The sequence below is a fragment of the SAR86 cluster bacterium genome (assembly GCA_023703575.1).
Lineage (GTDB): Bacteria > Pseudomonadota > Gammaproteobacteria > Magnimaribacterales > Magnimaribacteraceae > Magnimaribacter.
Window position 1 is genome coordinate 1,381,200 of record CP097969.1, and the last position, 22,309, is coordinate 1,403,508.

General features: G+C 36.5%; 19 protein-coding genes and 1 riboswitch. Of the genes, 7 read left to right on the forward strand and 12 right to left on the reverse strand.

Annotated features, from left to right (window positions below; all coding sequences use genetic code 11):
• The first annotated feature begins 40 nt into the window (after positions 1 to 40).
• Entirely contained in the window at positions 41 to 1,240 is a 1,200-nt protein-coding gene (locus M9C83_07035; protein ID URQ66395.1) for an acetylornithine/succinylornithine family transaminase, read from the forward strand.
• Between the two features lies 1 nt (position 1,241).
• On the forward strand, positions 1,242 to 2,210 hold the full coding sequence (locus M9C83_07040) for an aldo/keto reductase (GenBank protein URQ66396.1): 969 nt from the start codon (positions 1,242 to 1,244) through the stop codon (positions 2,208 to 2,210).
• Here M9C83_07040 and M9C83_07045 read toward each other — a convergent pair.
• The 3 genes from M9C83_07045 to parE are packed head-to-tail and all read right to left on the reverse strand — an operon-like array spanning position 2,207 to position 6,832.
• A complete protein-coding gene (locus M9C83_07045; protein URQ66397.1) occupies positions 2,207 to 2,668 on the reverse strand; it encodes a hypothetical protein in 462 nt (153 codons plus the stop codon). The genes M9C83_07040 and M9C83_07045 overlap by 4 nt on opposite strands.
• Before the next feature lie 38 nt (positions 2,669 to 2,706).
• Positions 2,707 to 4,953, reverse strand: coding sequence for a DNA topoisomerase IV subunit A (parC, locus tag M9C83_07050; GenBank protein ID URQ66398.1), 2,247 nt, complete (start codon positions 4,951 to 4,953; stop codon positions 2,707 to 2,709).
• Entirely contained in the window at positions 4,946 to 6,832 is a 1,887-nt protein-coding gene (gene parE / locus M9C83_07055; protein URQ66399.1) for a DNA topoisomerase IV subunit B, read from the reverse strand. The genes parC and parE overlap by 8 nt, the downstream gene beginning before the upstream one ends.
• 131 nt (positions 6,833 to 6,963) lie before the next feature.
• Here parE and M9C83_07060 point away from each other — a divergent pair, with 131 nt between their 5' ends.
• A complete protein-coding gene (locus tag M9C83_07060; GenBank protein URQ66400.1) occupies positions 6,964 to 7,950 on the forward strand; it encodes a hypothetical protein in 987 nt (328 codons plus the stop codon).
• Between the two features lie 190 nt (positions 7,951 to 8,140).
• Here M9C83_07060 and M9C83_07065 read toward each other — a convergent pair whose 3' ends face one another.
• The 5 genes from M9C83_07065 to M9C83_07085 are packed head-to-tail and all read right to left on the reverse strand — an operon-like array spanning position 8,141 to position 12,403.
• On the reverse strand, positions 8,141 to 8,584 hold the full coding sequence (locus tag M9C83_07065; GenBank protein URQ66401.1) for a hypothetical protein: 444 nt from the start codon (positions 8,582 to 8,584) through the stop codon (positions 8,141 to 8,143).
• A complete protein-coding gene (locus tag M9C83_07070) occupies positions 8,581 to 9,585 on the reverse strand; it encodes a phosphotransferase family protein (protein URQ66402.1) in 1,005 nt (334 codons plus the stop codon). The genes M9C83_07065 and M9C83_07070 overlap by 4 nt, the downstream gene beginning before the upstream one ends.
• 4 nt (positions 9,586 to 9,589) lie before the next feature.
• Entirely contained in the window at positions 9,590 to 10,678 is a 1,089-nt protein-coding gene (locus M9C83_07075) for a hypothetical protein (GenBank protein ID URQ66403.1), read from the reverse strand.
• Between the two features lie 2 nt (positions 10,679 to 10,680).
• The gene (locus M9C83_07080; protein URQ66404.1) at positions 10,681 to 11,919 is read right to left on the reverse strand and encodes a cytochrome P450; all 1,239 of its coding nucleotides are present in this window, start codon (positions 11,917 to 11,919) and stop codon (positions 10,681 to 10,683) included.
• Between the two features lies 1 nt (position 11,920).
• The gene (locus tag M9C83_07085; GenBank protein ID URQ66405.1) at positions 11,921 to 12,403 is read right to left on the reverse strand and encodes a peroxiredoxin; all 483 of its coding nucleotides are present in this window, start codon (positions 12,401 to 12,403) and stop codon (positions 11,921 to 11,923) included.
• Positions 12,404 to 12,553: 150 nt separating this feature from the next.
• Between M9C83_07085 and M9C83_07090 the strand changes: the two genes are divergently transcribed.
• From M9C83_07090 to mutM, 3 genes are read left to right on the forward strand one after another with little or no spacing between them, the layout of a single operon-like run.
• Positions 12,554 to 13,837 (forward strand): TolC family outer membrane protein, encoded by a 1,284-nt coding sequence (locus M9C83_07090; GenBank protein ID URQ66406.1) that lies wholly within the window; start codon positions 12,554 to 12,556, stop codon positions 13,835 to 13,837.
• Between the two features lie 7 nt (positions 13,838 to 13,844).
• Positions 13,845 to 14,891 carry an alpha/beta fold hydrolase gene (locus tag M9C83_07095; GenBank protein URQ66407.1) on the forward strand — a complete coding sequence of 349 codons (1,047 nt, stop codon included), beginning with the start codon at positions 13,845 to 13,847 and terminating at the stop codon, positions 14,889 to 14,891.
• A gap of 11 nt (positions 14,892 to 14,902) precedes the next feature.
• Positions 14,903 to 15,721, forward strand: coding sequence for a bifunctional DNA-formamidopyrimidine glycosylase/DNA-(apurinic or apyrimidinic site) lyase (gene mutM, locus M9C83_07100; protein ID URQ66408.1), 819 nt, complete (start codon positions 14,903 to 14,905; stop codon positions 15,719 to 15,721).
• On the opposite strand, the gene coaD is transcribed toward mutM, so the two are convergent.
• Together coaD and M9C83_07110 are read right to left on the reverse strand one after the other, a co-directional pair.
• Positions 15,711 to 16,190, reverse strand: a complete 480-nt coding sequence (gene coaD / locus M9C83_07105) for a pantetheine-phosphate adenylyltransferase (protein URQ66409.1) — start codon at positions 16,188 to 16,190, stop codon at positions 15,711 to 15,713. The two genes, mutM and coaD, sit on opposite strands and share 11 nt — an antisense overlap.
• Positions 16,191 to 16,264: 74 nt before the next feature.
• Entirely contained in the window at positions 16,265 to 17,176 is a 912-nt protein-coding gene (locus tag M9C83_07110; protein ID URQ66410.1) for a hydrogen peroxide-inducible genes activator, read from the reverse strand.
• 106 nt (positions 17,177 to 17,282) lie between these two features.
• Between M9C83_07110 and katG the strand changes: the two genes are divergently transcribed.
• Positions 17,283 to 19,421 carry a catalase/peroxidase HPI gene (gene katG / locus M9C83_07115; GenBank protein URQ66411.1) on the forward strand — a complete coding sequence of 713 codons (2,139 nt, stop codon included), beginning with the start codon at positions 17,283 to 17,285 and terminating at the stop codon, positions 19,419 to 19,421.
• Positions 19,422 to 19,454: 33 nt separating this feature from the next.
• Here the strand turns inward: katG and pnuC are convergent, their stop codons facing one another.
• Positions 19,455 to 20,006 (reverse strand): nicotinamide riboside transporter PnuC, encoded by a 552-nt coding sequence (gene pnuC, locus M9C83_07120; protein URQ66412.1) that lies wholly within the window; start codon positions 20,004 to 20,006, stop codon positions 19,455 to 19,457.
• 9 nt (positions 20,007 to 20,015) lie between these two features.
• The gene (locus M9C83_07125) at positions 20,016 to 22,109 is read right to left on the reverse strand and encodes a TonB-dependent receptor (GenBank protein URQ66413.1); all 2,094 of its coding nucleotides are present in this window, start codon (positions 22,107 to 22,109) and stop codon (positions 20,016 to 20,018) included.
• A riboswitch (TPP riboswitch) is annotated at positions 22,097 to 22,190 on the reverse strand. (Overlaps the previous gene by 13 nt.)
• Positions 22,191 to 22,309: the final 119 nt, after the last annotated feature.

Here is a 22,309-nt window from a genome sequence, read left to right on the forward strand (position 1 = left end):
TATCTATAATACTACTCTCTCGCCCAATAAACTTCAGTGAATGAGACAAAATAGTAAAAATAATGAATTAAGAGGGGTATATGACAACGTAATGTTGCCAAATTACTCTCCTGCAAATTTCGTACCGAAGAAGGCAGAGGGATCACTTGTTTGGGATCAAGATGATAAAGAATACATAGATTTTGGAGGAGGAATAGCCGTTAATTCCCTAGGTCATTCTCACCCCTCTCTTATCAAGGCACTGACAGATCAGTCAAAAAAAATATGGCATCTTAGTAATTACTTAACAAATGAGCCAGCGATTAAATTAGCAAATAAGCTAACTGAGTTAACTTTTGCAGAAAATATTTTTTTTAGTAATTCAGGATCAGAAGCCAATGAAGCTGCTATAAAAATAGCCAGAAAATATCACTCTTCGAGAAATGAAAATAGAAATGAAATAGTTTCTTTTCAAAACTCTTTTCATGGAAGATCTCTTTTGAATATCTCTCTAGGAAGTTCTGAAATGCACAGGAATGGATTCGGACCCCTAATGCCTGGAATCAAACACGGAGTATTTAACGACTTATCGTGTCTAGAAGAGCTCATTACTGATCAAACTGCAGCTGTGATTCTTGAACCGGTTCAAGGCGAGGCTGGGGTCTTCAAAGCGACAAATAACTTTATGTCAAAACTCAATGAGGTGACATCTAAAAAGGGTGCTCTTCTAATAATTGACGAAGTACAAAGTGGAGTTGGGAGAATGGGTAGCCTCTATGGATACATGAATTATGATATTCAACCAGACATAGTGACATCCGCCAAGGGATTAGGTGGTGGAATACCTATTGGGGCCACACTAACGACAAAAGTTATTGGTGAGAGTATGCAGCCAGGTACTCACGGCTCAACTTTTGGAGGCAATCCAATTGCCTGTGCAGTCGCTCATGAAGTATTAAACATAGTGAGTGATGAAAAATTTCTTAATGATGTCAGTGAAAAGGAAAAATTATTTTTGGATCTTTTATCTGAGTTAGAGGCTGAGGGAGTATTCTCAGACGTAAGGTCGGCGGGATTATGGATTGGTTGCGATTTAGTAGATAAAAGTGCCAATGAAGTATTAGATCAAGCATATGAACAAGGTTTAATCTTGGTTTCCGCTGGTTCAAATTGTCTTAGATTAGCTCCTGCTCTAAATATCCCGAATTCGGAAATAGAAAAAGGAGTTGAGATATTAAAACAAGTTTTATTAGGGGAATAATATGAAATATAGAAACTTAGGCAAATCGGGTCTGAAAGTTTCCGAACTATCATTTGGATCGTGGGTAACTTTCAACAAACAAGTAGATACCAAGCTTGCTGAGTCGATGTTTGGAACTTGCCTAGAAGCTGGCGTTAACTTCTTTGATAATGCTGAAGGATACGAAAGAGGACAATCTGAGATTGTAATGGGAAAGGCATTAAAAGCCCTAACAAATCCTAGAGACTCTTACTGCGTTTCTTCAAAGGTATTCTTTGGAGCGAGAGAAAATCCATTACCAACTCAAATCGGCCTTAGCAGAAAGCATATAACCGAAGCCTGTCATCAAGCATTAGAAAGACTACAAGTAGATTATCTTGATCTCTTTTTCTGTCATAGGGCCGACCCTGATACACCGATAGGTGAAACTGTATGGGCGATGCATAATCTAGTTACCCAAGGTAAAGTTTTGTATTGGGGAACTTCAGAATGGACTGCTGAAGAAATTACAGAAGCATATGAATTTGCTTTTACGAATCACTTGACTCCTCCTTCTATGGAGCAACCACAATATAACCTACTCGATAGAAATAGATTTGAAAATGAATACGGACCACTCTACGAGAAGTATGGTCTTGGAACTACTATCTGGTCTCCATTAGCTTCCGGTGCTTTAACAGGAAAATATCTTGATGGTATTCCAGAGGGCTCTAGAGCAACCTTATCTGGTTATGAGTGGCTCAAAAAAAGTATGGTAGAGTCTGATAGAGGTCAGGAGAGGATGGGAAGAGTCACAAAGTTAGCTCCTATTGCAGAAAAGTTAAATATCAGTATGTCAAAACTTGCTATAGCCTGGTGTTTGCTAAATAAAAACGTCTCGACTGTAATCTTAGGAGCCTCAAAACTTGAGCAATTAAAAGAAAATCTTGAGAGTACTAAAGTTCTTCCTTTAATTGATGAGCATATACAAAAAGAATTATTATCGATTTAAATCTTTAGTCTTAACTCAAAGTCTACTTCTCCCGTTGCAGAATGTTCATCCAACATTCCATTAAGATGCTCAATCATTTCATCTTTCATCTCACAAGATCTTCGAGTACTCATATCTACATTGACCAAAATATTTTCTGTTATTGCAGAAACTTCACCGGACTCATTAAGAATAACCCCTCCGTAATGGATTAATTTTGGTTTGATTGCAAAGTACCTAAAACAAGGCAAAGCAATTTCACCTTTTTTCATCTCTTTCAAATATCTTATATTCATTTCTAGAGTAAAAAATGAATAACCCTCCTTAAAGTAATCAGAGTTAAACCCTAAATTAGAATAAAAAGGAAACTCATCTTCAAAAATTTGAGCATAATAGATTACGTTCATGTGACCGTTTAGATCACACATTTCTTCGGTTATAGTTACCTCATTGCCTAAAGATGGAAATTTTTCTTTCATTGATTTCTCCAGTTAAAAGTATATTTATTTCTTAAAATTTAAGACTGTAAGTTTTCTGGAGTAACTACTTCAACTTTATCAACTTTTCTAAAGCCTTTTGGTAAGAAGTTTCCTCTTCGTCCTCTGTTTCCATAAAAATTTTCTAAATCCTTAAATTTAATTGTGAAATGTCGTTTTCCACTTATCAACTTCAATTCTCTACCTTCACTTATTACAGCCAACTCTTGTAAAAATTCTTCACCAGATTCAAAGTTTGCTTTTGGAATTCCAATAATTTTATTACCTTTACCCCTGGCTAATTGAGGTAATTCAGAATGAGGGAAGACAAGCATACGACCTTGATTTGATATGGCAGCCAGCACATCTTTTTCATCTTCGATTAGTTTGGGAATCAAAACTTTTGCATTTTCTTGAACCCTTATCGCTGCTTTTCCTGATTTATTTTTGGTTTGCAAGCCTCCAAGATTTGCCAGGAATCCATATCCTGACGAAGTTGCTAAGACAACCTTTTCTTCGGTTGTTCCAGAAATTACTCCCATGAAAGTTTCACCGGATTCTGCATTTAATCTTCCAGAAAGGGGTTCCCCTTGTCCTCTTGCAGATGGAAGTGAATGACAAGGTAAAGTGTATGCCTTACCTTTGGAATCTAAGAATACAGCATTCTGATTGTTTCTCGATAAGGCTGATGAAAAATAACTATCCCCTTCCCTATAATTCAAAGATTCTGGATCAATTTCATGTCCTTTTGCAGCTCTTATCCAGCCTCTTTCTGACAAAACAACCGTAACTGGATCAGACGATATCAATTCTGTTTCATCGAAAGCAGAAGCTTCCTCTCTTGTGACTATAGGACTGTTCCTTTGATCTCCGTAAATCTCTGCATCAGCTTTCAACTCTTTTTTGATTAGAGTCTTGAGGCGAGTTTTGGAACCTAATAACTTTTCTAAATCTTTCCTCTCGGAGTCAAGATTACTCTGTTCTTCTTTTATTTTTATTTCTTCAAGCTTCGCAAGTTGTCTCAGTCTTATCTCTAAAATAGCATCAACTTGGACTACGCTTAATTTAAACTTTTTCTGTAATACTTTCTTCGGTTCATCTTCATTTCTGATGATATTAATCACCTCATCAATATTGAGATAGATAACTAGAAGACCCTCAAGTATGTGAAGTCTATCTAAAACCCAATCCAACCTATACTGAAGTCTTCTCGTTACTGTTTGAGATCTAAATTTTAGCCATTCTTTTAGAACAAGCTTAATATCTCTTGTTTGAGGTTTACCATTAAGGCCAATAAGATTCATATTTACCCTATAGTTCTTTTGAAGATCTGTTGTGGCAAATAAATGTTTCATGACTGCATCTTTATCGACTCTGTTAGATTTTGGTACTAGCACTAATCTAGTAGGGTTCTCTTCATCGCTCTCATCTCTTAAATCTACGATCATGGGAAGCTTCTTTGCATCCATTTGAAGTGCTATTTGTTCCAATATCTTTGAACTTGATGTTTGATGAGGCAAGGCACTAATGACAATTTCACCATTTTCAATACTATAAGTAGACCTCATTCTTACAGACCCTCTACCTGATTGATAAATTTCTTTGAGTTCTTCTTCAGATGAAATTATTTCAGCTTGAGTCGGGAAATCAGGTCCGGGAATAATTTTATAAAGTTCTTCAACAGAAACTTTAGGTTCATCCAGGATTTTAATACATGCGTTTACAACTTCATTTAGGTTGTGAGGAGGTATGTCAGTTGCCATTCCAACAGCTATGCCTGTAGCGCCATTCAATAATAGATTTGGTAACCTCGCTGGTAATACAGTAGGTTCTAGAAGTGTTCCATCGAAATTACTGTCCCAATCTATAGTACCTTGCCCAAGCTCTTCCAAAAGACTTTTCGCATATGGCGAGAGACGGCACTCTGTATATCTCATTGCAGCAAAAGATTTTGGATCATCTATGGAGCCCCAATTACCTTGACCATCAATAAGAGGATATCTGGTCGAGAAAGATTGAGATAGAAGAACCATTGCTTCGTAAGCGGCTGTATCGCCATGAGGATGAAATTTACCTATTACATCTCCTACCGTCCTCGCACTCTTTTTATATTTAGCTGCTGAACTTAGACCTAACTCAGACATAGCATAGATAATTCTCCTTTGTACCGGTTTAAGTCCATCACCTATATGGGGTAAAGCACGATCAAGGATTACGTACATTGAGTAATCAAGGTATGCCTTCTCGCTAAACTGACTTAAAGATTGCTGTTCAAGTTTTTCAGACATTAGCTAAGTTTCCTTTATCTTCAAGCCATTCTTTTCTATCTTGAGACCTCTTTTTTGATAGCAACATATCAACCATTTGAGATGATTTATCTCCATTTTTAACTGTTAGTTGGACCAGTCTTCTTGCTCCAGGCAACATAGTAGTATCTCTTAGTTGGGAAGCATTCATTTCTCCTAGTCCTTTAAATCTTTGAACTTCTATTTTTGTTCTTTTATTTTTCTTCTGTAATTCATCCACCAATTTATCTTTTTCTGGATCATCTAAAGCGTAATACACATCTTTCCCTTGATCAATTCTGTAGAGAGGTGGCATCGAAACGAAGACTCTTCCTGCTTCTACTAAAGGTCGGAAATGCTTCAAGAAAAGAGCACATAATAAAGTGGCAATATGTAGTCCATCCGAATCTGCATCAGCTAAAATGCAAACTTTGCCATATCTGAGTCCATCTAAATTATTGCTTCCGGGTTCAACGCCAAGGGCGATTGCAATGTTATTGACCTCTTGAGAGGCTAATACTTCACTTACGTCTACTTCCCAAGTATTCATAATTTTGCCTTTGAGAGGGAGAATAGCTTGGAAGTTTCTATCTCTTGCCCTTTTGGCAGATCCGCCAGCTGACTCTCCCTCCACTAAAAATAGTTCTCCTTGCTCTGGATCATCAGTGGTACAGTCAGTTAATTTTCCTGGTAATGCAGGTCCTGATACTATTTTTTTTCTATCAACTTTCTTATTGCTCTTTTGTCTAGCTTGAGCATTAGCAATACATATTTCTGCAATAGTTTCACCTTCTTCTGTATGTTGATTGAGCCAAAGACTGAAAGAGTCTTTAATAATCTGTGAAGAAATATTTGTGAATTCTTTAGATGATAATCTCTCCTTGGTCTGACCAGTAAATTGAGGATCTTTTACTTTTGCCGAGATTATAGAACTACAGTTTAGCCAAATATCGTCTGCCGTTAATTTAACACCTCTGGGTATTAAGCTCCTAAAATCACAAAACTCTTTTAGAGCTTCAGTAAGTCCTGATCTAGTGCCATTTACATGAGTCCCACCCTGAGAAGTAGGAATTAAGTTAACATAACTCTCAGATATAGGATCAGCTATTCCTTGTACCCATTGTAGTGCCCACGTAAGACCTCCATCATCTGAAAGATACTCACCCTCAAAAGGATCTGAAGGAACTACTTCCCCTCCTTGATTTGAAGCAGCTAGATAAGAGGCGAGTCCGTCTACAAAACACCAACTTTCTGAATTTCCTGTATTTTCATCAAAAAAAGAAATCTTTAAACCCGGCGATAGAACTGCTTTGGCCTTTAAGGCTGCAGTTAGTTGAGTTACAGATATTTTCGCATTATCAAAATACTGTGGATCAGCTAAAAAAGTCACCTTAGTGCCTGTGTTCTTTTGTCCCACGCTATCGATAGTTTTGAGATCTATCTTTTTTTCACTATCTTCAAATCTTATTGAATACTTTTTTCCATCTCTTTTTATTTCTGCTTCCAGATAAAGTGACAGAGCATTAACAACAGAGACGCCAACTCCGTGAAGGCCTCCTGAGAATTTATAATCTTCATTAGAAAACTTTGCCCCAGCATGTAGCCTAGTAAATATCAATTCAACCGCAGGTATACCTTCATCAGGATGGATATCAACCGGCATACCTCTTCCATCATCCTCTACACTCAAAGATCCATCTTTGAACAAACAAACACTGATCTTAGATGCAAAGCCTCCAAGAGCTTCGTCAATACTATTGTCTATTACTTCAAGAGCTAGGTGATTTGGACGAGATGTCTCGGTGTACATGCCCGGCCTTTTTTTGACAGGATCAAGCCCAGAAAGGACTTCAATTGACTTTGCAGTATATTCTCTTGCCATTTGGTTTTGGCATATTATAACCTCTGGGTAGCAAACTGAGTGACTAGAAATTAAATATTATTTAGAGGTGAAGAATTATTTATTACTATCAATCATAGGATTATTATTAAGCTTCATTGAAAAAGAATAATGTGAAAATAAAAATTACTCGTTTTGTTGATGAACCAATAATACCTCCATTTCTTGATCAGGAGATCGGCTCTAATATAAATGGTCCTTCTTTAATAAGAGCACCTAATTGGATTGCAGGCTTAGGAAAATACTATTTGTACTTTGCAGATCATAAAGGAGATAACATTAAACTTGCCTATTCAGATAACCTTGAAGGTCCCTGGAAGATCTTAAGTGGAGGGACATTAAAACTCGAGAATTCGTATTTTTTAAATGAAAAACCATCCATTCCTGATGATTTCAATGTTAATGACTTGGGAGATAGGGATGCCCATGTTGATCTTATCGCACACATACCAACGAAAATTGATGACATGACCATTCCCCATATTGCTTCACCAGATGTCCATGTTGATCAAACTAATCAGAGAATAATCCTGTATTTTCATGGATTAGATGATTTTGGCCTCCAGAAGACAAGAGTGGCTACATCCAAAGATGGAATTAATTTTGTAGCAAATAAGAAAATAGTTGGATGGCCTTATTTTAGAAAATTTGCATATAAAGGTAAAAATTATGCGATATCTATGCCCGGCGTTATATATAAAAATACTGGAGATATAGAAGATTTCACTATTGTTAACCAAATAATGGAAACAGAAACGAGGCACTGCGCAGTGATGGTTAATGGTGATGAATTACTTGTCTTTCACACAAGAAAGGGAGACAAGCCAGAACGTATACTTCTCTCGACAATTGACCTTTCACTTCCATTAAATATGTGGAAAGCCTCTACACCGATCGAGGTTCTAAGACCTGAGAAGATTTGGGAGGGTGCTTTGTTACCAAACTATGAGTCTGTTGAAAGCGCAATAAATATTCCAGTTAATCAGCTTCGAGATCCAGCAATTTTTTTAGAAGACGGTAAAAACTATCTGCTTTATTCTCTTAGAGGGGAGAATGGTATAGGAATAGTCCAATTTTCTATTGAAAATTCTAAAAAGTAGCTATTTCACAGCTTTTTCACATTATATTCACAGAAATTATAGACTTACATCATTTAAAATGATATCATGAAAATGTGAAAAAAATCGAAAAAACAGCAAGAAAAGTGTCCGAAGTAATATTGCCTACGCTATACCTAGCACCTTTGGTTCTAGGAGCCTATGGATTTATATCTTTTGTTCAATGGACAAGCTAATCTAGGCTTTGCTGCAGTAAACCAACTAAATCACTCACTTTTCTTCTATGATGCATAGACCTTAACAGCCCGTAGGCACTTAATATCTCATTTTTTTTGTCACTACTCTCTAAAAACTCTACCTCTTTAGTCAACAGTGCCCTTAACTTTTGATTATTTTCATCTAGAAAGCTTATGGTTTCACTTCCAGAATCAGATGACTTAAAAACTTCCAACTGATCTGCATTAATTCTTGAATGTGACAATAACCAATCAATTATGTCTTGATTCTCCTTTTCTAACAAAGTACCAGCTCCGTCCACCTTCATGGCAGAGATTAAAATAAGGGCGCCCCATGAACCTAAACGAGATCTCTCATATTCATCCTCAATGAGTGGGCTAAATCTATGAAGTATTTCTTGAGCAGCATTTAAGAGAGCTATATTGATATCTGGTTTCATATCTTACTTTCCAACGTATTCAAAATTATTTCTAAATGTATGTCACCAGGTATCCAGGCAGAAAATAAATTAATAGGATCAATATTCTTTCCAGATTTAAACTCATTTCCAGCTGAAATCCATATAGCCATACCTTTGATTGCCGCAAAAAGTTCCCACCATTCAAGATCTTTTTTATCAACTTTGTGAGCACTGGAATCTTCCCAAACATCAAGGGCTTCATCTCTTGGTATCAAATATGCTGGACGGTCTCTATCTTGCCAACTCCAAATTGGAGACAGTGCCCAACCTAGGTCTTCTAAAGGATCACCTAAATGAGCCATTTCCCAGTCAAGAATACCGGTTATTTTATTCTTAAAATAAAGGAAATTACCGCTTCTATAGTCTCCATGAACCATGCAAATATTGTTAGATTCTTTAGGAGGATACTTATATAAATATCTTATTCCGGCATCTAATATTGGTTCTACTCCAATTGAATCTTCTTCTATAACTTTTACCCACTTATCCAATTCAGTTTTCCAAAAAGGTTTATCCAGATCTTTAGTAAAAGCTTTAAAGATTTCGTTATCTATTTTCTTTTTAGCTATTTCACCGAGAATTGACCAGAATTGAATGCCAATATCCTGTTCGTAAGGAGAGTAGCTATTAGGAGTAAAAGGATTTGCAGCTTCGCCATTCAACTCTCTCATCAACATGAAAGGAGCATTGAATGTGGAATCATCTTCCGACATATCAATCAAGATTGGAACTGGAACATTGGATTTTTGAAAAGCAGAATAAGCTAAATATTCTATTCTTTGTTCAGTTTCTATAAGAGAGCTTTCTTGAGAAAGTCTTAAAATTAATCGTTCTTCACTACCCAAACTATCTTTGAGTCTAATCTTATAAGTTTCTCGACTTGCTCCTCCAAAAATTCTTTCAAAACTCAGTAAAGAAAATTCTTTTTTAGATAGGTTGGAGTAATAAGAGAGGAAAGATTGAGAGAGTTTTTGAGACATATACCTAAGTATCTAAAAGGCTCTCGAATCCACTAGTTAGATGAGGACCTATAAGAAGTTGTTCTAATGCACCTATTCCCTTCTTAGATGATTTTCCTTCCAGTAACTCTACATCACAAATAGCTTGAATATGAAGGAATGGCGGATCATGTGGATCTTCGCTTAGATCATAAAAATCATAAAGTGATTGATTTTCGCCGTGGAATTGACCATGACCCCATTCGGGATGCATATAGCCTAATCCACACATGAAAATATGATATTTGGGAATTAAAGACCAAGTTAATTCAGTGCCATCATGTTTTAAAGCTGAGAATTGGGCTTGTGAGATTCTCCTTGTTCCATCTTTATATTCAACTTCCTTTTTTAATTCATATAGTTTTATATTTTCGTTCTTATTTTGAAGGACAGAATGACAATTTGTTGCACGTCCCTGCTCATCATCAACGAAATACAGATGAGAAGATTGATCTTTAAAATTTACAGGAGCCCATAACCAATAAAATTGGGGTAATTTGATTGGCGGCACAATCTGTGAATCTTGCGCTCCAACAGGTCGAATGCCCCAGGATCTATCGCGAGTACCTACATATTTTTTTTCAGATAAATCAACTTCATTGCTTTTGAACTTTATCAAGCCACTCCAATTACCATGTTGTGTCATGCGGGTTGAATCCATATAAATGCGAGGGCCATTTTTGATGGTCATTCTTGGTTCTTCCATAGGTTCAAATCTTCCTACAAAAGTCAAATTTGCTGATATTTCTTTGTCTTTATCGTCTATAAGTATTTTTAATTTCTTAAGTGGCTCTAATATTTCTATCTTGAAAGAACCAACCTCTGTTTCCATTCTCTCGTGGTTCAAAACATCCGAATATCTGAAATTATGCTGAACACCATCTAACACCAAGATAAAGCTGGCATCTTTTATATTAAGATTTGGATAGACACAAAATGCTGCTCCAAAAAATATACTTCCATCTTTGCTATAACCATTAAAAAAATATCTATCATAGAAGTTTCTTTCAGTTCCTACCTCAGCAACAGGTGCAGGCAACTGATGGATAGGAAAATCGTCCCCTTTTGAGATCATTTTTATATCCTAACTTTTAGTTCTGAAATTCCAGCTAAAAAATTAGAAGGTATTCTTACCGGATCTGATGTTGAGTGAATATTAGGAAAACGATCTAGGAGCTCCTCAAATAAAATCCTTATCTGCATATGACCTAATCTATTGCCTAAACAAAGATGTTCTCCAGCACCAAATGCAAGATGCTTTTTAGCATTCTCTCTATCTACTCTGAATAAATGTCCATCTTCAAATATATCTTCATCCCTATTCGCTGAGCCGTACCACATTACTACTTTGTCTCCAGCTTTTATGTCCTGACCTCTAATATTCGTATCTTTTGTTGCAGTTCTTCTGAAATAAATAACAGAAGTCACCCATCTCAACATTTCATCAGTAGCATTTGAAATAAGAGAAGGATCTTTCAAAAGCTTTTCTCTCTCTTCAGGATTATCACTGAGTGCCATCAAACCTCCAGTAAGTGTATTCCTTGTAGTTTCATTTCCAGCAATAACCATCAACAGAAAGAAGCCGTCTAGTAACTCTGGGGGAAGTTCTCCGCCCTCAATCTTAGTATTAGCAACCACACTCATCAGATCATCTGTTGGACTTTTCCTTCTCTCTTCAATCATGTCCCTTCCCATCTTGAAAAGTTCCATATAATTGACCCATATTTGAAAGGCATTGTTAGGATCTTGCTGTATTGAGGCATCAGTTAGATTATTTACTAGATCTCTTATTTTAGGTCTCTCAGATTCTGGGATTCCCATCATTTCACAAAGGACCCACAGAGGTAATTGTTCAGATATTTCAGTAACGAAATTAAATTCTCCTTTGCCTTCAACATTTTCAAGAAGCTCACGTATCTTGAGCCTCATATCACCTTCAAGTGTTCTAATGGCTTTTGGTGTAAAGCTTGGTGCTACCATTTTTCTGTAAATTTGATGATCTGGAGGATCCATTCCTATCATATTCCCAATTATTGCAGCTACCGCAGATGGATCTACCACCTCGGGATCACCCATTGTCATTAAATGTCCGCCTACTGCAGATGAAAAAGTCATTGGATCCTTAGAAACTCTAACTATATCTTCGTGTTTAGTGAGAGCCCAAAAGCCAGGCTCAAAATCTAGACTTTCCTCGTGCCAATATATTGGTGCTTCTTCACGAAGTCTTTTGAAGATATCAAATGGTTGACCATTGATGAAAGTCTCCCATTTATCTAATTCACAGATTTGTCCTATGTCATAAATAGGCCTAGTCATCTTAAAGTTGTTTAAGGATTGTTTCAGCTGAACTCACATCTAAACCAGGACCAGATTCCACGTTTAAAATTGAGACTACTCCATCATCTATCACCATTGCATATCTTTGGGATCTTGTTCCCAGACCAAATCCACTCCCATCCATTTCTAGGCCAATTGCAGCTGTAAATTCTCCGTTTCCATCTGATAACATTAATAAATCATCTCCAACTTTCCTATCTTCTCCCCATGCTTGCATTACAAAAGGGTCATTTACAGAAATACATGCAACAATATCGACCCCTTTATCTTTCAATTCGCTATTCTTTTCAAGAAATCCGGGCAAATGTTGTACGCTGCATGTTGGAGTGAAAGCTCCAGGAACTGCAAATAAAACAACTTTTTTTCCTGCAGAAAGTTCTGTCAAAGAAACTGGTTTAGGACCTTCAGAGGTCATGGTCGTTAAATTAATTGATGGTAATGTATCTCCAACTTGTATTGTCATTTTTTCTCCTTAGTAAAATCTCATTATAGGCTAAGAATTAATTTTGTTGCGAGTCTTAGAGGTGTTATAGTAGACTAATACACCCATAGATCATAAAAAATGCGCTCAAAAAAAATAATAGTCCCTCTCTTTTGCTTAATCTTTGCAACAATGACAAGCTCGATCAGAGGAGAAAATCTTTCTGAAGTTTATGAATTAGCACTCAAGAATGACCCTCTATTAAGAGCTGCTGAGGCTTCTTACCGTTCTGGAAAAGAGAATAAAGCTCAAGGAATAGCGGGCCTCCTTCCAACACTGAGTGTGTCCGGAAGCACTAACTGGAATGAGTATAGAGTTGAAGAGCAGCTTATAGATCAATACAACTCTAATGCTTACTTTGCGAATTTAAATCAACCAATTTTTAGATTAGATAAATGGTTTCAATTTGAGAGAGGAACAGCTTTGTCAGAAGCAGCAGCTGCAGAATTTGCCTATCAACAACAAGAAACTATGATCAGGGTAGCCTCAGCTTACTTCAATGTTCTTAACTCAATCGATAGTCTAAATGCTGCTAAAGCAGAAGAAAAAGCAATAGGTAGACAGAGAGATTTAGCTAAAAAAAGATTTGATGTTGGTCTAGCGGCAATTACAGAAGTGCAAGAAACCCAAGCAGCATTCGACTTAACAGTCGTATCGAGAATTGCACAAGAATCTCAACTGGATACTGCAAAAGAAACTCTTACTTCAATAGTCGGGAGAGAGATAAGCTTACTTTCTCCATTAATGGATGAATTTGAAATATCACTACCTGATCCATTAGATCGAGAGAGCTGGGTGTCTTTAGGCATAAAAAATAATTATCAACTCAAAGCAGCTAAACTTCAAAGAGATGCGGCGCAAGCAACAGCTAGAGCATCTGCTTCCAATCATCTTCCCCAAATAGACCTGGTTGGAAGAGTCTCAACAAGTACAACAAAACAGGGTAAATTCGGTGGTTTTATTCAAAATCCATTATTTGGAGTTGAACAAGACACCAGACAATATTCTATTCAATTTAACTTACCATTGTTTGCAGGAGGCGCCATTAGCTCAGCAAGAAGGCAAGCTTACGCTAATTATGATCGATCTAAAGAGCAAGCAATTTACTCTGAGAGATCTACTATCAGAGATATTAGATCCAATCACTTTGGCGTTCAAACTCAAGTAGCTAATGTCACCGCTAGAAAACAAGCCCTCGCATCTGCAGAATCTGCACTTGAAGCTACGCAAGTGGGCTATGAGGTTGGTACAAGAAATACTGTAGATTTGCTGGATGCTCAAAAAAGAGTCTTTCAAGCACAAAGAGATTATGCAAGCTCAAGATACAATTACATTATTTCAATGCTGAGACTGAAGGCTTCTGTCGGAATACTAAGCCCCGATGACCTGATAAAAATAAGCAATCAAATGAACTGAAAATTCTATGAAAACTTTTCTAAGAATTCTCGTTCTCATAGCTATAGCTTTGATTATCCTAAGTTTCTTTGTAACTCGTGATGGATATGTAGTTACTCCAACTGGTAACGGCCAAGTAGTTTTGGATTCAGGAACATATGAAGCTTTTCCTCTGCCAATTTATGCTTCAAATATGGTTGATTCAAACTATAAAAGTTACTTTATAGAGGTGGAACCAGGATTGAAGGTTCATATTGTAGAGACAGGGGAAGGGTTCCCTATTTTTTTAATGCATGGTAACCCTACTTCAGGGTTTTTATATAGAAAAGTAGTAGAAAAATTACCTCTGGATAAGGTAAGAGTCATTATGCCGACCAGTCTGGGTTTGGGATTTTCTTCAAAAATACCAGCAAGTGAACATACTTTAGAAAATCATATTTACTGGATAAATAAGGTCTTGAAGGAGCTTGAACTTAAAGAATTAGTATATGCAGGACAAGATTGGGGCGGACCCATCGGTATGGGTGCATTATCCCTTTCTCCTGAATTGCTAAAAGGAGCTGTTTTGCTCAATACGGGCTTTAATGCTCCTAGAGTAAATGCTGACCTGTCTCCGGCTCATGCATTAGTAAAAACTCCAGTAATTGGTGAGCTTTTGCTAGAGGTAATCTTTTCGATATTCGAGAGATTGAAAAGTGTTCAAGGAAATCCTGATTCATGGACCTTAGAAGTTGCTGAACTTTATGGAAGACCTGTTTATGAAAGTGGAAATTCCAAGGCACCTCTTGCAATGATGAGAATGGTACCCGATGGACCAAATCATCCAAGTACTCCTTCGATGCGCCGAGTAGAAGAATACGTAAATACATTAGAAATTCCTGCCGAAATAGTTTGGGGCGAAAATGATCCCATTCTAGGAAGAGGACTTCCCATAATGCAACAAAATTTTCCAAATGCGCGTCTTTCAAAAACTACAGCTGGTCATTTTCTTCAAGAAGAGGTTCCAAATGAGATAGCTGAAGCATTAATAAGAGTGATTGAAGAAATAACTGATTCACAAACTCAGAAAAACTAGCTTGAGCGAAAGTGCCTGAATTACCAGAAGTAGAAACAACCTTAAGAGGCATAGAACCCCATATAATCAATAAGACAATAAGTTCGGTGATAATTCGGCAACCCTCATTAAGATGGCCTGTACCTAAATCTTTGATCAAAAGAAAATTAGAGAAGAAAAAAATTGAAAACATAAAAAGAAGAGGAAAATATCTTTTACTCGAGAGTTCAAATGAAAATCTGATCGTACATTTAGGGATGTCTGGAAGTCTTAGGATATCCAAAAAAGAGAATCTCAAAAAACATGATCATATCGACATTTGCTTTGAAGATGGGACCATTTTGAGGTACTGCGATCCTAGAAGATTTGGTTGCTTTTTATGGTCAAAGGATATCGATACACATTTTCTTTTAAAAAACTTAGGTCCAGAGCCTCTTGGTAATAGCTTTAGTGGCGATTATCTCTTTTATAAATCTAGAAAAAGAAAAGTTGCCATTAAGAATTTTATAATGAATTCTAAAGTTGTAGTTGGAGTAGGAAACATCTACGCAAGCGAAGCTTTATTCGCAGCTGGAATTAGGCCTTCATCCATCGCAGGTAAGGTACCTAGAGAAAAATATGATTTACTTGCTAAAGAAATTGTACAAATTCTCAGAAAATCAATTGAGGAAGGAGGAACTACACTACGTGACTTTATTGGAGGAGATAATACGCCAGGGTATTTTAAACAAAGTTTAAGGGTTTATGGACGTGAAGGAAAAGAGTGCTATCAATGTAACTCAATCATTAAAGGTCAAAGAATTGGACAAAGAGCCAGTGCCTATTGTCCTAAATGCCAATCTATTTTTTAAACTTTTCTTGTAAAGCATTCATTACGATAGGGTCAACGAATGATTCAATTTTTCCACCCATAGAGGCTATCTCTCTCACAAGTGTTGAGGAAAGAAATGAAAATTTTGCTTTGGGAGTCAAGAATACACTCTCTAAATCTGGAGACATTGCCCTATTCATATTTGCCAGTTGAAATTCGTATTCGAAATCAGATACAGCCCTTAAACCTCTGATAAGAATATTAGATTCCTGTTCTTTTGCAAGATCTACCACAAGACCAGTAAATCCTATTGCCTTAACCTTTTTATTTCCTTCAAATATTTTGTCAATGTGCTCAATTCTCTCTTCTAGAGTAAAAATGGGTTTTTTTGCAGCACTAGTTGCAATAGCTACTGTAACCTCATCAAATAGATGCAATGCTCTATCAATGATATCTATATGACCAAGTGTTATTGGATCGAACGTACCGGGATATAAAGCTTTTGCCATAATTTACTCCGTTTAGATATATTCTCTCACATAAATTAGATTAACTCATAAAGCTTTTAAAGTGATAAGTGTTTTCACTCTACTTTGATTTTTTGGTTAATGTTTAATTGTTCAGTAAATAAATCTATCAGGCTTTTAATATCTCTATCACCTGCATAATTATTTCTTGATATTATTGCTATTTCTCTGTGTGGACCTTTTTCATCCAATTTGGTTTCTTTCAGTTCAGGATTAGCAACCAATAATTGGTTTACAGCCATCTCAGGCACAAATGTTGTCCCAATATCTCCTTTTACTAATTCTATGGCAGTGCTAAGAGTTGATGCATTGAAAGTAATTTTTGAAGTATTCTTTATTTTGCATGCATCCAAGATGTGATCTTTTAAACAATTTCCCTCCTCCAACATAATTAACTCATCTAAATCTATCTCTTTTGCTTTTATGGAAGTTTTTTTTGATCTTGGATCATTTTTTCTGCTAATCCAATAAAAATCTTCAGTCCAAAACTTGTGTACATTGAAGCCATTGGTATTGAAAGGTAGAGCCATTATTGCTAATTCAATTTCTCCTGATGATATCTTGTTAAGTAATACATCAGTTTGAGCCTCAATGATATTAAGATTCAAATTTGGATAATCCGACTTTAATTTAGGCAGCAAAATAGGCAATAGAAAGGGGCCAATGGTAGGGATTATGCCTAGAGATATTTTATTTGATAGAGGCTCTGCATTTAGCTGGCTAATTTTATTGATACCATCAACTTCAGTCTTGATAACTTTGGCTTTATCGATAACTAAAGAACCTAATTCGGTGAGTATTACCTTTTTGTTATCTCTTTCAAATATCTGAATTCCAAGTTGAATTTCCATTTCCGTTATTGCATTACTTAGTGTCGAGGGAGAAACGAAACACTTATCTGCAGCGCGTTTAAAATGAAGTGTATCTGCTACAGCTAATGCATAGTTAATTTGTTTAAGTGTAATCATTGTACATTCGATTTTATCGAATTATTAGGTAGAAAAATATATATTTATCAAAACTTCAAGAAATAGTAAATTGTGTGTTAATAAGTTAACTATCAAAAAAATTACTATGGATAACACTGAAACTGATATTGAAAAATGTCCAGTCATGCATGGCTCAATGACTAAAAACACTTCGAGCGGAACTTCAAACAAAGATTGGTGGCCTGATCAGCTGAATTTGAGCATACTTCATCAGCATGATAGGAAATCTAACCCAATGGGTGAAGATTTTGACTACAAATCTGAATTCGAAAAACTTGATTATTATGCCCTCAAACAGGATCTTCTAGATCTTATGACAGATTCGCAAGAGTGGTGGCCAGCTGATTATGGTCATTATGGCCCTTTCTTTATAAGATTGACTTGGCATGCTGCCGGAACATATCGTTCTACAGATGGAAGGGGTGGTGGTGGCACTGGTGCACAAAGATTTGCACCACTGAATAGTTGGCCTGACAACGGAAATCTAGATAAAGCAAGACGTTTACTATGGCCTGTTAAAGAAAAATACGGCAATAAAATAAGTTGGGCTGATTTGCTAATTCTTGCAGGTAATGTAGCTATCGAATCAATGGGAGGAAAAACCTATGGATTCAGCGGTGGAAGGCCAGATATCTGGTCACCTGAAGAAGATATATTATGGGGTGTAGAAGAGCAATGGTTAGAAAATACTCGATACAAGGGAGAAAGGGAACTCGATAATCCTCTCGCTGCAGTTCAAATGGGGTTAATCTATGTGAATCCGCAAGGACCAGATGCCAACCCAGACCCTATGGCCAGTGCTCATGATATACGCACAACTTTTGGAAGAATGGCAATGAATGATTACGAAACCGTTGCACTGATTGCTGGAGGACATACTTTTGGTAAATGTCATGGAGCTGGAGATGCGGAATTAGTTGAGTCAGAGCCCGAAGGTGCTCCTATTGAGCAAATGGGGCTTGGTTGGACTAATGGACACGGAACCGGACTTGGACAAGATGCCATAACGAGCGGCTTAGAAGGTGCTTGGACTACTAACCCTATCCAATGGGATAACGGCTACTTTGAGTTGTTATTCAAGTATGAATGGGAACTAGGTAAAAGTCCTGCTGGTGCACATCAATGGTATGCAATAGATCAGGCTGAGGAAGATATGGCTCCTGATGCCCATGATCCAAGCAAAAAAGTACCTACCATTATGGCAACTACTGATATAGCACTTAAAACTGATCCAAGTTATAAGAAAATATCTGAAGGTTTCCTGAATAATCCTGAGGAATTCGCTGACGCTTTTGCTAAGGCTTGGTTCAAACTGCTTCATAGAGACATGGGTCCGAGATCTAATTATATGGGTCCTGAGAGTCCTGAAGAAGATTTAATATGGCAGGACCCTATTCCTGAAGGTAATGCTAATTACGATGTTTCTGAGGTAAAAAGCAAGCTTGAGGCTTCAGGTTTGTCTTTACAAGAAATGATTGAGACGGCATGGGCAAGTGCTTCGACTTATAGAGGTTCAGATATGCGAGGTGGAGCAAATGGCGCTAGAATCCGTTTAGCACCTCAAAAAGATTGGGAAGCAAATAAACCTGAACAACTCTCTAAAGTACTAGCCATTTATGACACCATAGCATCAGAAACTGGTGCATCTGTTGCCGACGTCATTGTCCTTGCTGGAAATGTAGGAATTGAGAAATCAGCCGGGGTTGAAGTGCCTTTCACACCAGGTAGAGGTGACGCAACTGAAGAGCAGACAGACCCAGAATCTTTTGAATATTTTGAACCACTTTCTTGTGCTTTCAGAAATTATCATAGATCAGGCCTCTCTGTAAGTGCTGAAGAAATAATGCTTGATAAGTCACAACTTTTAGGACTCACAGCTCCTGAAATGACTGTTCTAATAGGTGGCATGAGATCATTGGGTATTAGTGGAAGTGATTATGGCTTGATATCAGAGAATATCGATGAGCTATCAAATGACTACTTCAAAACTCTCCTTGATATGAGGGTCCAGTGGAAGCCAAATGGTACCGGTAATTCTTATGAGGCATTTGACAGGGTGACTGGAGAAAAGACTAGAACTGCCTCCAGAGCAGACCTTGTTTTTGGGTCTAATTCTCAACTTAGAGCTCTTGTAGAAGTATATGCAACAGATGACAATAAAGATAAATTTGTTGCTGACTTTATTTCTGCATGGAACAAAGTTATGAATGCTGATTTGTTTTAACTAAAGCAAAATATGAAAAGGGGTTAATTTATATTAACCCCTTTTTGTTTGAAGCATAGATCTTTTCCAGGCCAGGTAACCAAATACTATTATTATTAAATAACCAGTAAAAAGAAAAGCCGTTATGTATAGCTCTCTTGAGATAAATAGAAATACTGATACAAAATCAATTACAAACCAATAAATCCAATTTTCAAGCAATTTTTTAGCTACCATATAAGTGGCTACAACAGCACCCCAAGTGGTAAATGCATCAAAATATGGAAGCGATGCTTTAGTATATTTAGCTAATAGATAACCAGAAATGATTGTCAAAACAATTATCAGCATCAATGATTTTAGATGATTACTAAAATTCCAATTTGTCACAAGTAATTCAGTTTCTTTTACTTGCCACTGCGACCATCCATATAAAGCCATCAAAATATAAAATATTTGCAAAAAGGCCTCCATGTAAAGTCCTGCTGAGTACATTATGAAGAAGTAAAGCGATGAGCTTAAGATAGCCGCAAGCCAACATAGAATATTTTGCTTAACTGCAAGTAAAAGATAAATAATTGCCAAAGAGACAGCAAGAATCTCCATTGATGTTATCTAAAATTCATATCGGAATGTTAGACCATAATTACGTGGATCCCCATGACGTTCATACAAAGTATCTTCGAAAGCAGGAGGTTCATTACCGAAATAAAACCCTCTTAAAGAATAATATTCATCAAAAATATTTCGTATCCAGAAATTTAAATTAATTTTATCTTTCTTATAAATCATATTTATATTTGTAAGGATGTAATCATCGGAAGTATTATTATGAGAATCTGAATAATAAAAGTCACTTTTGCCATTCAAGTCCAATAGTAATTCCAGATTATTTGATATGTCCCAGCTCAATCCTGCAGAAAAGCTATAGTCAGGCGCATGTGCTTGCTCCCTCCCCTCTAAATCAGGTCTTGATTGATACTGCCTTATTTCTGTTTCGAGTATTCCTAAGTTTAAAAACATACTGATAGTGTCTGAAATTTCAGAATTTAGACTTAACTCGGCTCCATAATTTCTACCTTCAGCTGCATTTTTTGTTAAAAATAAGAATGTATTAGGGTCTTGTGGGTCGACTTGAGTTGATGACAAAACTTGTTGATCTCTTCTGTCTGAATAAAAAATTACTAAATCTAAAAAAGTTTTTGAAGAAAAGAAATATTTGCTTATTCCAAACTCGTAGTTGGTTAGGTATTCGGGTGAATAAGATACTGCTTCTATTAGTGAAGAACTATTTAAACCAGTTCCTAAGTTAAAACCACCCTGTTTGTAACCCTTTGCAATGCTCAGATAGTATTTAAGATCATTATCTAAAGAGTTAATGAGAGATATTTTTCCTCCATTCATTGAATCATCAGGTGTGAATAATTCTTCATTTGAATCTAAATAATCAGCATCCCAATCCTCCCATCTAAAACCAAAAGAGAGCTTTAATGTTTCACTTATAAGGTAATCCAAATTTCCAAAAAGGGATTTGCTTTCTGAAGAATAATCACTAGAGAAAAATGATTCACTGTAGAAAGTTCCGAAACCATCGTTTGGATCTCCGTAAGCCCCATCATCTTTTCTATCATTGGATTCATCAATTTCATAAAATGAAAATCCAGCTATCCACTGTATTTGATTAGAAAAATTTGTATCCAATTTATTGGATAGTATTCTAAGTTCTATATTAGAAGTTTCTCTATGTCTAAGAGTTTCAGAAAAATAATCATAGACATAGGGAAAGTGTGACTGTGCATTACCCCAATCGGCATCGTAACTAAAAACTACATCTGTATCTGTTTTAGAATATAAAACCTTGAGAGTATTTAGCCTGTTTATAAATTCGAGATTTACACCTAGAGCTCTTGTATCTTGAGAGTCCATACCAGGTCTATCTGAAAGGGTATTTAGAGAGCCATCAATAGTCCATATATCTGCAGGATCATCAAAATTGTTATCAAAATAGACTAGATCAAAAGAGGTGGCATCATTAATCAACCAATTAGTCTTGAGTCTAAGAGACTGCTCATCTTTCCTAGAAGTGTCATCTCTGTTTAAAAATAAATTTTCCCTGAACCCATCAAAATCTTCTTTCCTTATACTTAATCTCGATTTTAAGCCTTTTGTGAAAGGAATATTAATTGACGCACTCAAGTCGTTCCTTCCGTAATTACCAATGGTTATTTCTCCGTTTGCTTCAAATAAGTCCTTAGGATCCTTAGTTTTAATGTATATCATTCCTGCAAGTGAACTAGCACCCATCCTAGAACCTTGGGGACCTCTATAAACTTCTACTTGGTCAATATCGTATACAGAAGCTATACCTGCTTGACCTGAAAAGTCTATGTCGTCAATCAAAAATCCAACTGAAGAATTTGGAGTTCCTTCATATCCAGATCGTTCTCCAATTCCTCTGATCTGAAAATATCGCGGTCTTGAATCACTAGCGGCAAAATTAAGATTTGGAATTAAGTAAGTGATATCCTCAAAATGCTTGTATTGCTTTTTTTGGATATCTTCATCATTAACAAGAATGAGACTGCTATCAACTTCACTTAAATTGGTGTCCCGCCAATCACCACTTGCGACAATCTCATCAATTGCGTCAGTATGAGCAGGAAAGAGAATAAAGAAAACTGAAAAAAATAAAAATATACGTTTTAGCATGCAATTCCTCCGCCATTATTGTATGGATCAGGTTCAAAGAGTTTCAATGATCTCAGGCCGAAGCCACCCCTTTGCAATTGACTAATTTTAGCAAAGCCTTATAGACTTAACCAGAAACTTATCTTCAAATAGTCTTCTCGTGAAAAAGAATATAAAATATATAAGCCTTTCAAATTAATTCATAAATTAGCTGCTATAAA